The 12,723-nt window shown below is 69.6% G+C and carries 15 protein-coding genes; 6 read left to right on the top strand and 9 right to left on the bottom strand.

Going from position 1 to position 12,723, the window contains the following annotated elements; genetic code table 11:
- Positions 1–73: 73 nt before the first annotated feature.
- Positions 74–862: a nucleoside triphosphate pyrophosphohydrolase gene (mazG, locus tag ACO057_RS06670; protein WP_421989892.1), complete on the top strand. Its 789-nt coding sequence runs from the start codon at positions 74–76 to the stop codon at positions 860–862.
- A 48-nt stretch (positions 863–910) separates the two neighbouring features.
- Here the strand turns inward: mazG and ACO057_RS06665 are convergent, their stop codons facing one another.
- Genes ACO057_RS06665 through ACO057_RS06655 form a run of 3 tightly spaced genes read right to left on the bottom strand, consistent with a single transcriptional unit; the run spans position 911 to position 3,640 of the window.
- Positions 911–1,816, bottom strand: coding sequence for a pirin family protein (locus tag ACO057_RS06665; protein WP_421989890.1), 906 nt, complete (start codon positions 1,814–1,816; stop codon positions 911–913).
- 49 nt (positions 1,817–1,865) lie between these two features.
- Complete coding sequence (locus ACO057_RS06660; RefSeq protein WP_421989888.1) at positions 1,866–2,624, bottom strand: NUDIX hydrolase; 759 nt, start codon at positions 2,622–2,624, stop codon at positions 1,866–1,868.
- Between the two features lie 32 nt (positions 2,625–2,656).
- A complete protein-coding gene (locus tag ACO057_RS06655; protein WP_421989886.1) occupies positions 2,657–3,640 on the bottom strand; it encodes a Bug family tripartite tricarboxylate transporter substrate binding protein in 984 nt (327 codons plus the stop codon).
- A 309-nt stretch (positions 3,641–3,949) separates the two neighbouring features.
- Between ACO057_RS06655 and ACO057_RS06650 the strand changes: the two genes are divergently transcribed.
- A complete protein-coding gene (locus ACO057_RS06650; protein ID WP_421989884.1) occupies positions 3,950–4,669 on the top strand; it encodes a DUF1028 domain-containing protein in 720 nt (239 codons plus the stop codon).
- A 37-nt stretch (positions 4,670–4,706) separates the two neighbouring features.
- Here the strand turns inward: ACO057_RS06650 and ACO057_RS06645 are convergent, their stop codons facing one another.
- Entirely contained in the window at positions 4,707–5,030 is a 324-nt protein-coding gene (locus tag ACO057_RS06645) for an accessory factor UbiK family protein (protein WP_421989882.1), read from the bottom strand.
- A gap of 83 nt (positions 5,031–5,113) precedes the next feature.
- Positions 5,114–5,914 (bottom strand): enoyl-CoA hydratase/isomerase family protein, encoded by an 801-nt coding sequence (locus ACO057_RS06640; RefSeq protein ID WP_421989880.1) that lies wholly within the window; start codon positions 5,912–5,914, stop codon positions 5,114–5,116.
- Between the two features lie 103 nt (positions 5,915–6,017).
- On the opposite strand from ACO057_RS06640, the gene ACO057_RS06635 reads away from it, so the two are divergent.
- The gene (locus ACO057_RS06635) at positions 6,018–6,992 is read left to right on the top strand and encodes a Bug family tripartite tricarboxylate transporter substrate binding protein (RefSeq protein ID WP_421989878.1); all 975 of its coding nucleotides are present in this window, start codon (positions 6,018–6,020) and stop codon (positions 6,990–6,992) included.
- 69 nt (positions 6,993–7,061) lie between these two features.
- Positions 7,062–7,880: a molybdate ABC transporter substrate-binding protein gene (locus ACO057_RS06630; protein WP_421989876.1), complete on the top strand. Its 819-nt coding sequence runs from the start codon at positions 7,062–7,064 to the stop codon at positions 7,878–7,880.
- 57 nt (positions 7,881–7,937) lie between these two features.
- Here ACO057_RS06630 and msrA read toward each other — a convergent pair whose 3' ends face one another.
- Positions 7,938–8,447, bottom strand: a complete 510-nt coding sequence (gene msrA / locus ACO057_RS06625) for a peptide-methionine (S)-S-oxide reductase MsrA (RefSeq protein ID WP_421989874.1) — start codon at positions 8,445–8,447, stop codon at positions 7,938–7,940.
- Positions 8,447–8,893, bottom strand: a complete 447-nt coding sequence (msrB, locus tag ACO057_RS06620) for a peptide-methionine (R)-S-oxide reductase MsrB (RefSeq protein WP_421989872.1) — start codon at positions 8,891–8,893, stop codon at positions 8,447–8,449. The genes msrA and msrB overlap by 1 nt, the downstream gene beginning before the upstream one ends.
- A 176-nt stretch (positions 8,894–9,069) precedes the next feature.
- On the opposite strand from msrB, the gene ACO057_RS06615 reads away from it, so the two are divergent.
- Both ACO057_RS06615 and ACO057_RS06610 read left to right on the top strand, forming a co-directional pair.
- Positions 9,070–10,311 (top strand): NAD(P)/FAD-dependent oxidoreductase, encoded by a 1,242-nt coding sequence (locus tag ACO057_RS06615; RefSeq protein ID WP_421989870.1) that lies wholly within the window; start codon positions 9,070–9,072, stop codon positions 10,309–10,311.
- Positions 10,312–10,348: 37 nt separating this feature from the next.
- The gene (locus ACO057_RS06610; RefSeq protein WP_421989868.1) at positions 10,349–11,779 is read left to right on the top strand and encodes an MFS transporter; all 1,431 of its coding nucleotides are present in this window, start codon (positions 10,349–10,351) and stop codon (positions 11,777–11,779) included.
- Between the two features lie 11 nt (positions 11,780–11,790).
- On the opposite strand, the gene ACO057_RS06605 is transcribed toward ACO057_RS06610, so the two are convergent.
- Positions 11,791–12,243, bottom strand: a complete 453-nt coding sequence (locus ACO057_RS06605) for an SRPBCC domain-containing protein (protein ID WP_421989866.1) — start codon at positions 12,241–12,243, stop codon at positions 11,791–11,793.
- Positions 12,236–12,604: an ArsR/SmtB family transcription factor gene (locus tag ACO057_RS06600; protein ID WP_421989864.1), complete on the bottom strand. Its 369-nt coding sequence runs from the start codon at positions 12,602–12,604 to the stop codon at positions 12,236–12,238. The genes ACO057_RS06605 and ACO057_RS06600 overlap by 8 nt, the downstream gene beginning before the upstream one ends.
- Positions 12,605–12,723 lie beyond the last annotated feature (119 nt).

Genomic DNA, 12,723 nt, shown 5'->3' with positions numbered 1-12,723 from the left:
ACAGAGTTTCCCCCAGCTCAATATTTTCCATAATATATCTTATGCGGTAATTCCGCCTGTGGATAAACCGGAGATGCCCGTGACCGAAGCCCCCTCGCTCGACGCCCTCCTCAAGGTCATGGCGCGGCTTCGCGACAAGGACACGGGATGCCCCTGGGACGTCGTCCAGGATTTCCCGACGATCGCGCCCTTTACGATCGAGGAGTCCTACGAGGTCGCGGATGCCATTCGCCGCGGCCCGGAGCCGGCCATGCTGGTGGACGAGCTGGGCGACCTCCTGCTCCAGGTCGTCTATCACGCGCGCATGGCCGAGGAGCGCGGCTGGTTCCGCTTCGAGGATGTGGCGGCCGGCAGCGCGGCCAAGATGATCCGCCGCCACCCTCACGTCTTCGGCGATGCCGACGCCTCCAAGGCCGTCGATATCTGGGAGGAACAGAAAGAGAGCGAGCGCGCCGCCCGCGCCGAGACCGGCGTCCTGGCCGGGATCGCCGCCGGCCTGCCCGGCCTGACCCGGGCCGCCAAGCTGACGAAGCGCGCGGCGCGGGTCGGCTTCGACTGGCCGGATGCCTCCGCCGTGCTCGACAAGCTCGACGAGGAAGCCGCCGAGCTGCGGGCCGAGCTGCCCCAGGCCGATCCCGCCCGGCTGGCCGACGAGGTCGGCGACCTGCTCTTCGTCCTGGCCAATCTGGCGCGGAAGCTGGACCTGGATCCGGAGCTTTGCATGGACCAGGCCAACCGCAAGTTCGAGCGCCGCTTCGGCGCCATCGAGGCCGCGCTGGCCACCGAGGGCCGCACGCCGGCGGATGCCACGCTGGAGGAGATGGAGGAATCCTGGCGCGAGGCGAAGCGCCAGGGCCTTTAATTCCTAAATCTTTAATCCTAGGCTACTTGACCTAAAAAGATAACAATCCTAGGTTCGCGGCAAGGGGATAAATTCCTTGTCGTCACCGGGAACGCGGCCGAACCGGCCCGCCTCCCAATCGTCCTTCGCTTGATTGATCCGCTCGCGACTGGAGGAGACGAAGTTCCAGAAGATATGCCGCGGCCCGTCCATCACCGCGCCGCCCAGCAGCAGCAGCCGCGCCCCCTGCCCGCTGCCATCCGCCACCGCCCGGATCGCCAGCGCGTCGCCGGCCCGGAAGACGAGCATCCGCCCGGCCCCGAATTCCTGCCCCGCGACCTCGACGGTCCCCGAGACCACATAGGCCCCGCGCTCTTCGTGAAGGTCCGGTAGCGGCCAGGCGGCGCCGGGCTGCAACTCCAGATCGGCATAGAAGAGCGGCCAGTGGGTCTCGACCGGCGCCCGCACCCCCCAGGCCTCGCCGGCGATCAGCCGCAGCCGCGCGCCGCCATCCTCCAGCATGGGCAGGGCCTCGGCCGGATAATGGGTGAAGGCGGGCGGCCGCTCCTCCTGGTCCTTGGGCAACGCCGCCCAGGACTGGATCCCGTAGAGCGTGTTGGGATGGCTGCGCAGGACGGGGTCCGTCCGCTCGGAATGGGCGATCCCCTGCCCGGCCGTCATCCAGTTCAGCGCGCCGGGCCGGATGGGCTGCGCGCTGCCCAGCGTGTCGCGATGAAAGACCTCGCCCTCGAAGAGGTAGGTCACGGTGGAGAGGCCGATATGCGGATGGGGCCGGACGTCGAGGCCCTTGCCGGTCAGGAATTCGCCGGGCCCCATCTGATCGAAGAAGATGAAGGGCCCGATCATCTGGCGCTCCTTCGTCGGCAGGGCGCGGCGAACCTCGAAGCCGCCCACGTCATGGGCGCGCGGGAGGATCAGGGTCTCGATCGAGGGCGGGAGGGGTGCGTTGTCCATCCTCTCACCATGGGCAGCCGCGCCCGGAAGTTCCAGGCCTGTCGCGGCTCTATCGGGGAGTCTGTCCGGGCCAGCTGCCGCCAAAGGAGGGACGGTCCTTCGCCGGCCAGAGGGCAGCGCCATAGCCCGCCGCCTCCGGGATCCGCAGGTTCGTGCCGCCCTGCCCGTCCGGCTCGGGCCGCGGCATCACGGTGACGACGGGAGTGGCGCGCGCGGCCGCGATGGCCTCGGCTGCCGTGGCATGCCGCGACAGGCGAAGCAGGTTGAGCCGCGTGGGGAAGACCAGGGTGCGCAGCCCAGCCTCGGCCTCCTTGATCACCTGGTCGGGACGCAGCCAGATGGCCTCCTCGGTCTCGCTGCCGTCATGCTGCGCCTCCTGCCCTTCCGGCGCCTCGGCGAGGAAGAAATGCGTATCGAAGCGCTTGGGGCTCTGCTCGGGGGTGATCCAATGGGCGAAGGGCGTCAGCGCCGCATGGTCAGGCGTGAGGCCCTGCTCACGCAGATGCGCGTGGAACTCGGTCCCCGAGTCGGTCGCCACGGCGGTAGGGCGGGCGAGCAGCATGCCCGTCTCCTCCCAGGCCTCGCGGATCGCGCCGATGCGGAAGGCGCCAAGCGGATCGCCCTGCGGGGCCAGCAGCGCATCGGCGTCGTCGATGCGCCCGCCGGGGAAAGCCATGGCGCCACCGGCGAAGCTCATGGCCTTGGCGCGGCAGATCATCAGCACCTCGAGGCCCGCGGCGGCATCGCGCAGCAAGAGGATGGCGGCGGCGGGGCGCGGTGTCACGGGGATGGTTGTCGAGGTGTTCATGCCCCCAATGAAGCCCGGAATGATCCGGCCGGCTACTCCGAGCGGATGTTGTTGTCGCGGATGATGGGCGCCCAGGTCTCGTTGTCGCGGCGGATGAAACTCGCGAAGTCCTCGGGCGTGCCGCCGACGATGCGCCCGGCCTGCTGGCGATAGACCGCTTCGGCAACCTCGGGCATGGCCGCGATCTTGCCGAAGACCTCGTTGATCCGCAGCACCATGCCGCGCTCCATCCCTGCCGGCCCCACGACCCCGTGCCAGACGGCGCAGTTGAAGCCCGGCAGGTCCTGCTCCAGCGCGGGAATGCCCGGCAGCAGCGGCGTGCCGCCCGGCCAGCTCACCGCGACCGCCCTCGCCCGCCCGTCGCGGATCATGTTCAGCGCCGAGGAGACGGTGGGGAAACCGAACTGGGCGTCGCCGCGCACCAGCGCCGTCACCATCTCCGCCCCCGAGCGATAGGGCACATGGACCATGCGGATCCCCGCCCGCTTCAGGAAGAGCTCCATGAAGAGATGGCTGCCATTGCCGTTGCCCGCCGAGGAGAAGGTGAAGGCATCCGGCCGGGCCTTCGCCGCCGCGACGATCTCGGCGACCGTGCGCTGCGGCACGTCCGGATGGGCGATGAGCGCGCCGGGCAGGCTGACCAGGTGGATGATGGGCGAGAAGGCCGTCATCGGGTCGTAGCTGAGGTTGGGGTTCATCTCCTTCGCGATGGAGTTGGCGCCCACATCGGCCATCATGAGGGTCAGCCCATCGGGCCGCTGCTGCGCGGTGAAGGCCCCGGCAATGGCGCCGCCCGCGCCGGGGCGGTTCTCGACCACGAGGCTCTGGCCATTGGCGTGCTCGGGGAAGCGCGCGGCGACGGTGCGGCTGAGCGTGTCGATGGCGCCGCCCGCGCCGAAGGGCACGATCAGGCGGATGGGCCGGTCGGGCCAGGGATTCTGCGCCACCGCCGGCGCCGCGAGCAGGCCCGCGCCTGCCCCCAACAGGACGCGCCGCGTCACCTTGTTCTGGATCATCCCTGCTTCCCCTCATGGCCGGATATGCCCCGGCCTTTCCTCCGATGTGCCGTTTCGCCGTGGAGCATGCAAGTTTCTTGCGGCTCCTCGCTGGCGGCAATCGAGGCAGGCCAGGATGTTCCCGCGGCCGCCTGCAAGATCCCCCAGGATCGGTCCGACGGAAAGATTTTCCAAAGAATTCAGGGATCGATGTAGCGTCGGAGGCCTGCAAAGGGGGCGGTCGCGCCTTGCGAGGACATGCCCTCGGATGCAACTTTGGAATGTAGCTTCGACTCGCGCCGTATTCCGGCGCACCCTGGAGGACGTGCCTTGACCTGGTCCCTGTTAGCCCACGAGCCCGAGACGGGCACCTTCGCCGTGGCCGTGACCACCTGCGCGCTGGCGGTCGGCGCGTCCTGTCCCTATGTGCGGGCCGGCATCGGCGCCGTCTCCACCCAATCGATCACCAATCGCTACCTGGGCCCCGCCGTGCTGGACGGGATGGCGCGCGGCCTTTCGCCCCTGGCGGCGATCGAAGGCGCGCTGGTCGGCGACGACGGCAAGCACCTGCGCCAGGTCCATGCGGTGGACCGCCATGGGCGCAGCGCCGCCTGGACGGGCGACAATTGCGTCGAATGGTGCGGATCGCGCTCGGGGACGGGCTGGTCGGTGGCGGGCAACATGCTGTCGGGCGAGGAGGTCGTGGCCGATACGTTGGCGAGCCACATCGCGCGGCAGGACCTGGCCCTGCCCGAGCGCATGCTCAATGCTCTGCAGGCCGGCGAGGCGGTGGGGGGCGACAAGCGCGGCCGGCAATCGGCGGCACTGAAGCTCATCACCATCGAGGATTTCCCCGATATCGACCTGCGGGTGGACGACCATGCCGCCCCGCTGGACGAGCTGGAGCGGCTGCTGAAGCTCTGGCGCAGCCAGCGCGCGCCGAGCCTGCGGCTCGCGCCGCGCCGGGCGAACCCGACCGGCAGCACGGACATGGACGGCATGGAGGCGAACTGGCGCAAGCAGGGGCTGGATCTGAAGTTCCGCCGCTGAGGCCGGAACAGGAGGCGCGCCGCGCCTCCCGCCTCGCTCAATCCGCGCCAGGCTCCGGCGATGCTGACTCGGGCGATGCCGGCTCTGCCGATGCGGGCTCGGCGCCCTTCAGCGACGCGACCTCGGCTTCCAGCACGCCGAGGCGGATCTCCAGCGCATCCGCATGCGCCCGCGCCCGGCGCGCGACCTCCATGGCCGCCTCGACATCCTCGGCGCGCGCCAGTTCGAGCTTCCGCACGATGGCCTCGGTCTGGGCCTTGGCCATGGCTTCCATTTCCGCGCGCAGCCCGCTCAGCAGCGAGAAGGCGCCGCCGGCCATGCCGGCGAAGTCGTCCATCCGCTGCTTGCCATCCTTGAACATCCGAAACTCCTTGCTACCCGACCGGGTGCATATAGGGTCCCGGCCGGCGTTGCGGCACCGGCCGGGCCGAATTTATCCCGGCCCTAACGGCCCTTGAACACCGGCTTGCGCTTCTCGTTGAAGCTGCGGATGCCCTCGATCCGGTCCTCGGTGGGGACCATGCGGTTATAGGCCTCGATCTCGAAGCGCAGCCCGCTGCGCAGGTCCATCTGCAGGCCGTAATGGATGCTGCGTTTGGCCTGCCGCACCGAGATCGGCGCATTGGCCGCGATGCGCTCGGCCGTCGCGAGCGCCGCCGGCATCAGTTCCTCCACCGGATAGAGCGCGTTGACGATGCCCCAGTCCAGCGCCTGCTGCGCGTTGAAGGGCGTGCCGGTCAGGATGATCTCCTTGGCACGGCGCTCGCCCACGGCGCGCGGCAGGGTCTGGGTGCCGCCGGCGCCGGGCATGATGCCGATGGTCACCTCGGTCAAAGCGAAGCGGATGCCCTCGGCCGCATAGGCGAAATCCGAGGAAAGCACCATTTCCAGCCCGCCGGCATAGGCATGCCCGTTCACCGCGGCGATGACGGGGATGGGACAGTCCAGCAGCGCCTGGAAGGCGCGCTCGAAGATCTCGTGCTGCGCCACCCACTGCGCGTCGGTCATGTCGTTGCGCTCCTTGAGGTCGCCGCCCGCGCAGAAGACGCGCCCGCCCGTGGCGGTGAAGACGACGCAGCGGATGTCGCCCGGCTCGGCGGTCAGCCCGGTCCAGAGCGCCAGGAGGTCGCGGCCCATCTGCGTGTTCAGCGCATTCGCGACCTCGGGGCGGTTGAGCCGGGCCACCAGCACATGCGGCGCGGGCGTTTCCAGGGCGATCGTCTCGAAGCGCGGTAGCGGGCTCATCGTGAATTCCTCCAGTCCATTTTGCCGGTTGGCGAAACTCCGGCGATCCCGCAATCTCCTCCGCAAGGGCGCCGGGAACAATCCGGCGCCATGGAGAGAAACGATGTTCCAGCGCCGTGGCCTTCTGGCCGCCCCCTTCGTTCTGGGCGCAGCGCCCGTTTTGGCCCAGACCGCCGTCTATCCGCAGCGTGCCGTTCGCGTCGTGGTCCCCTGGCCGCCGGGCCAGGCGACCGACCTCGCGGCCCGCATCGTCATGCAGCGCCTCGCCGAGACGATGGGCCAGCCCTTCGTCGCCGAGAACCGCGCCGGGGCGGGCGGCATGATCGGCACCGACCTTGTCGCGAAGGCCCCGCCCGACGGCTATACGCTGCTGGCAGGCTCGACCGGCCCGATCGTGACCTCGCCGCTCGTGCAGCGCATGCCCTATGACAGCGAGAAGGACTTCACCTGGCTCGGCATCACCGGCCTCTCGTCCTATGTGCTGGTGGTGCCGCCCAACTTCCCGGCGCGGACGGCGGAGGAGTTCGTGGCGCTGGTCCGCGCCAATCCAGGGAAGTACAGCTTCTCCTCCTCCGGCACGGGCGCCACGGCGCATGTCATTGCCGCCTGGTTCCACGCCCTGGCGCAGCTCGACGTGGTGCATGTGCCCTTCGCGGGCAGCGGCCCCGCCCTGGCCGCCGTGGCCGGTGGGCATGTGAACTTCTCGGTCGAGACGCTGGCGGGCACCGGCCCGCTGATCCGCAGCGGCTCGCTCCGCGCGCTCGGCATCTCGCTCAAGAACGGCTCCGAGCTCGCGGCCGACATTCCCCCGCTCGCCCGCCTGCCGGGCTGCGGGGATTTCGACGCGGGCGCGTGGATCGGGCTGATGGGGCCGGCAAACATGCCTGCCCCGGTCGTCCAGCAGCTCGATGCGGCGATCGGCAGCGCGATGCGGGAGCCCGAGATGCGCCAGCGCATGGCCACCGCGGGGCTGGAGCCGCAGCACCATGGTTCGGCCGCGATGGCGCAATACGCCGCCACCCAGCGCGCGGCCTTCCGGGAGGCCATTCGCCGCGCGAATATCCGCATCGACGGGTGAAAGCCCTCTGTGTTCCGAGGGGCTGGAGCCCCTCGGAACGAAGGAGGCTCGGAATGAGGGAGGAATGAAATGCTTCGCCGCCAATTCGTCTTCGCCACCGGCCTTCTGGCCGCACCCAGCCTCGTCCGGGCCGCGGGCACGACGCTCCATGTGATGACCTCCGGCGCCTTCACCGCGCCTTACCGCATCCTCGGGCCGCTCTTTGAATCCGTGACCGGCCACAAGCTGGAATCCGCCTATGGCGCTTCGATGGGCAATGCCCCCGACGCCATCCCCCAGCGCCTGGCGCGCGGCGAACCGGCCGATGTCGTCATCCTCGCGCGCGACGCGCTGGATGCCCTGGTCCGCGCGGGGCAGGTCCGTCCCGGCAGCGAGGTCGATCTGGTGGAATCGCGCATCGCCATGGCCGTGCGCGCCGGCGCGGCGCATCCGCGCATCGGCACGGTGGAGGAATTCCGCCAGGCGATGCTGAACGCGCAGAGCATTGGCTATTCCGCCAGCGCCAGCGGCGTCTACTTCGCGACGGCGCTGCTGCAGCGCCTGGGCATCGCCGACCAGGTTCTGCCCAAGACGCGCCGCGTTGTCAGCGAGCGCGTCGGCAGCGTTGTGGCGCGCGGCGAGCTCGAGATCGGCTTCCAGCAGGTGAGCGAATTGCTGCCCATCCCCGGGATCGAGATCGTCGGCCCCCTGCCCGCCCCGATCCAGCGCGTGACGACCTTCTCGGCCGGCATCGGGGCGCGCTCCGAGCAGCCGCAATCCGCCCATGCGCTGATTCAGTTCTTCGCCTCCGCGGCGGCGCATGAGGTCATCCGGCGGACGGGCCTGGATCCTGTCTCGGTCCCGGCCCCCGCTCTCCCGGCCCCGCCGGCCATGGCGCGCACGAATTAGGGCAGGTCCCGCTCAGGCTGCTTTGCCTGAGCGGGTGAAGCGGCGCCGCCGGTCGGCCTATTCCGCCGCCCTGGCGCGGACCGGCAGCTTCCAGTCCGGCCGGATGAAGTGGCAGGTGTAGCCGTGCGGGATGCGCTCCAGGTAATCCTGGTGCTCCGGCTCCGCCTGCCAGAAGGGCCCGGCCGAATCCACCTCGGTCACGACCTTGCCCGGCCAGAGGCCCGAGGCCTCCACATCGGCGATCGTGTCCAGCGCGACCTGCTTCTGCGCCTCGCTCGTCGGATAGATCGCCGAGCGGTAGCTCAGGCCCACGTCGTTGCCCTGGCGGTTGCGGGTCGTAGGATCATGGATCTGGAAGAAGAATTCCAGCAGCCGGCGATAGCTGATCCGCGCGGGGTCGAAGACGATCTCGATCCCCTCGGCATGCGTCCCGTGGTTGCGATAGGTCGCGTTGGGGACATCGCCGCCCGTATAGCCCACGCGGGTCGAGATCACGCCGTCCATGCGGCGGATCAGGTCCTGCATGCCCCAGAAGCAGCCCCCGGCGAGAATGGCCGTTTCGGTCATCAGACTTCCTCCACCTGGTCGAGATAGGCGCCATAGCCCTCGGCCTGCATGTCGTCGCGATGGACGAAGCGGAGCGAGGCCGAGTTGATGCAATAGCGCAGCCCGCCGCGATCGCGCGGGCCGTCGGGGAAGACGTGGCCGAGATGGCTGTCGCCATGGGCCGAGCGCACCTCGATGCGGACCATGCCCAGCGTCGCGTCGCGCAGCTCGGCCACATGGGCCGGCTCGATCGGCTTGGTGAAGCTCGGCCAGCCGCAGCCCGACTCGTATTTGTCGGCCGAGGCGAAAAGCGGCTCGCCCGAGACGATGTCCACGTAGATGCCAGGCTCCTTGTTGTGGAGATATGCGCCCGTGCCCGGATATTCCGTGCCGCTCTGCTGCGTCACGCGGTACTGCTCGGGGGTGAGGCTCGCGATCGCCTCCGGGCTCTTGCGGTATTCGGCCACTGCTCAACCTCCTTGCTGTCTGAGGCCGCGGATGCTCCGGCAGCGCTCTTCGGCGCCTGATGTGGCGGCTCCCGCCGCAGGAAACAAGCGCAAGGCGCGTTGCCACCCATCCAGCCCTCGCGCATATCGGAGAAAGGGCCGCGCGACCTTGCGCACGAGGCCCAGGGGAAGTCGGGATGGCGGAAGCTGTGATGGTGCTCGGTGCGGGCATGGTGGGCGTCTCGGTGGCGCTGCATCTGCGCCGGCGGGGCTTGGATGTCGTGCTGGTCGACCGCCAGGGTCCCGGCGAGGGCGCCTCCTTCGGCAATGGCGGGCTGATCCAGCGCGAGGCCGTCTATCCCCACGCCTTCCCCCGCTCCGTCTCCGAGCTGCTGCGCATCGCGCGCAACAACGCGGTGGACGTGTCCTACCACCCGCTCGCCTTGCCCAGCTATGCCTCGCCCTTGCTGCGCTACTGGTGGCATTCCGAGCCCACGCGCTATGCCGAGGTGGTGCTGGCCTGGGCGGCGCTGATCCGCTCCTGCCTCGACGAGCATCTGGCGCTCGCCCGCGGCACCGAGGCCATGGCGCTGCTGCGGCCCGTCGGCTTCATGCGCATGTACCGCGACGCGGCCGCGCTGGACGCGGCGGCGGCGGCGGCGGAGGTCGGCAAGCGCGACCATGATGTGAACTACGCCGTGCTCAACGGTCGCGAGCTGGCCGCCGCCGAGCCGCATCTGCTGGTCCAGCGCGCCGGCGCGCTGCACTGGACGGATCCGCTCTCGGTCACCGACCCGCATGCGCTGACGCTGGCCTATTTCCAGCGCTTCCTGGAGGCCGGGGGCAGCTTCGTGAATGGCGATGCGACGACGCTCGCCCCCACCGGCTCGGGCTGGAAGGTCCAGACCCAGGACGGGCCGATCCGCGCTCCGCGCGTCGTCGTCGCGCTCGGCGCCTGGGCGGGCAAGGTGACGCAGCCGCTGGGCTATACCCCGCCGATCTTCGGCAAGCGCGGCTACCACTATCACTACGGCATGCAGGGCAATGCGGTGCTGAACCGCCCGATCATCGACGCCGATGCCGGTTTCGCGCTGATGCCGATGCGCGCCGGCGTTCGCCTCACCTCCGGCGCCGAATTCGCGGCGACGGATGCCGGGCCGACCCCGGTGCAGATCGCGCGCGCCGAGCCCGTGGCGCGCAAGCTCCTGCCCTTGGCCGATCGCGTGGAGGACAAGCCCTGGCTGGGCGTGCGCCCCTGCATGCCGGACATGCTGCCCGTCATCGGCCCGCTGCCGCAGCATTCGAGCGTCTGGTGCGCCTTCGGCCACGGCCACCAGGGCCTGACGCTGGGGCCGAGCACCGGTCGCCTGGTCGCCGAGATGATGACCGGCGAGAAGCCCTTCGTGGACCCCGCGCCCTACCGGCCCGAGCGCTTCTGAGCGCAACCTTCCGGCCCTGGCGGGCTTCTGCACCAAGATGCCCGCCACCTTCACCACCCACATCCCCCAGCGCCTGGACCGCCTGCCCTGGAGCCGTTTCCACTGGCTGGTCGTCGTGGCGCTGGGCATCACCTGGATCCTGGACGGGCTGGAGGTCACGCTGGTGGGCTCGCTCGCCGGGGCGATCCACAATTCGCCGAGCCTGCGCCTCACCGCGACCCAGGTCGGCCTCACGGCCTCGGCCTATCTGCTCGGCGCGGTGTTCGGCGCGCTGCTCTTCGGCTGGCTGGCCGACCGGCTGGGGCGCAAGAAGCTCTTCACGCTCACGGTGCTGGTCTATCTGACCGCGACCATCGCGACGGGCTTTTCCTGGGACTTCTGGTCCTTCGCCATCTTCCGCTTCTTCACCGGCGCGGGCATCGGCGGCGAATATTCCGCGGTGAACTCCGCCATCCAGGAGCTGATCCCCGCCCGCAAGCGCGGCACCACCGACCTCGCGGTGAATGGCACCTTCTGGGGCGGGGCGGCGATCGGCGCGCTCTCCTCGGTGGTGCTGCTCGATCCGGTGGTGATCGATCCCGAGCTCGGCTGGCGCCTGGCCTTCGGCATCGGCGGGCTGCTGTCGCTCAGCGTGCTGTTCCTGCGCCGCTGGATCCCCGAAAGCCCGCGCTGGCTCATGACCCATGGTCGCCGGGAGGAGGCTGAGAAGATCGTCGGCGACATCGAGGCCTGGGTGGAGCGCGACACGGGCCGTCCTCTGCCCGCCGTCGACGGCGCGCCCCTCACCATTACCCCGCGCAGCCACACCAGCCTCGCCGAGGTTGCCACCACCTTGTTCCGAACCTATCCGCGGCGCGCGGTGCTGGGCGTGGTGCTGATGTCCTGCCAGGCCTTCTGCTACAATGCGGTCTTCTTCACCTACGCGCTGGTGCTGACGAAGTTCTACGGCATCGCGGCCTCGAGCATCGGCTGGTTCATGCTGCCTTTCGCGCTCGGCAATCTCATGGGGCCGCTGACGCTCGGCCCTCTCTTCGACAGCATCGGCCGGCGGATCATGATCACGGCGACCTATGGGATCGCGGGGGTGCTGATGGCCCTGACCGGCTTCGCCTTCGCGCAGGGCTGGCTCTCGGCCTGGGAGCAGACGGCGGCCTGGACGGTGATCTTCTTCTTCGCCTCGGCGGCGGCCTCGGCCGCCTATCTGACCGTGGGCGAAAGCTTCCCGCTGGAGATGCGCGCCATGGCCATCGCGCTGTTCTACGCCCTCGGCACGGCGGTGGGCGGCGTGGTGGGGCCGACGCTCTTCGGCTGGCTGATCGAGGGCGGGCAGCGGACGGACATCATGTGGGGCTATTTGCTCGGCGCGGCGTTGATGCTGCTGGCGGCGGGCACGGAGTGGAAGCTGGGATTCGCGGCGGAAGGCCGCTCCCTGGAGGACGTGGCGCGGCCGCTCTCGCAAGAGGCCTGACGAGTGTGCCTCTAGCCCGTGCCCCGCGCCACCTCGGCCAGCTGGTCGAAAGCGGAGTTGGTCCCGACCTCGAAACCGCCATCCAGATGAAGCTTCTTCATCCCAAGGGAGGCGAAGAGCGTGTGATGTGTCAGGCGCGTGCGGCCCGCCGCCTCGTCGAAGGTGAAGGTCATGACCATGGTCTCGGCCCCGGGCGCCTCGAAGGTGTTGTCGAAGACGATGCGCGCATCCGGCACGATCTCCAGATAGACGCCACCAAAGGGCGTGTTCTGCAGGCCGCTCGGCCCCGTCATCGCGAAGCGCCAGCGGCCGCCCACGCGGAAATCCACCTCGCACAAGGTCAAGGGCCAGCCCACGGGCCCGAACCAGCGCCGGAGAAACTCCGGCTGGCTGCAGGCCCGGAACAGCCGCCGCGCCGGCGCGTCGAAATCTCGGGTGATGGTGAAGCCAAGATCCTCAGCCATGGTCGTCCTCCTCGCTTTTCATGTCCTGAACCACACCGTCGAGGCGATCCAGGCTCACCTCCCAGAACTGGCGGTAGCCGCCGATCCATTGTCCCGCCGCGGCGAGCGGGGCGGCGGCCAGGCGGACGGGGCGGAACTGCGCCTCCCGCCCGCGCGAGACCAGGCCGGCGTTCTCCAGCACCTTGAGATGCTTGGAGATGGCCGGCTGGCTCAGGCGGAACGGCGCGACGAGCTGGTTCACCGTCGCTTCCCCTTCCGCGAGGCGGCTCAGGATGGCGCGCCGCGTCGGGTCTGCGAGGGCGCCGAAAACAAGATCGAGCCGGTTGGCGTCCTGCAACGAAGAGGTCGGATATCGCTCCATAGCTATATAGCTATATGACAGGCATGGGCTGGTCCAGGATAAATTCCGGAGGAACCGCGCCATCCGCCCGGCTGGACAGCGCGGCCCATCCGCGTCAAACCCTGCCACCCTGTCCCACC

This window comes from Roseococcus sp. (genome assembly GCF_965227005.1).
Lineage (GTDB): Bacteria > Pseudomonadota > Alphaproteobacteria > Acetobacterales > Acetobacteraceae > Roseococcus.
This window is presented reverse-complemented; position numbering and strand designations above follow the sequence as displayed.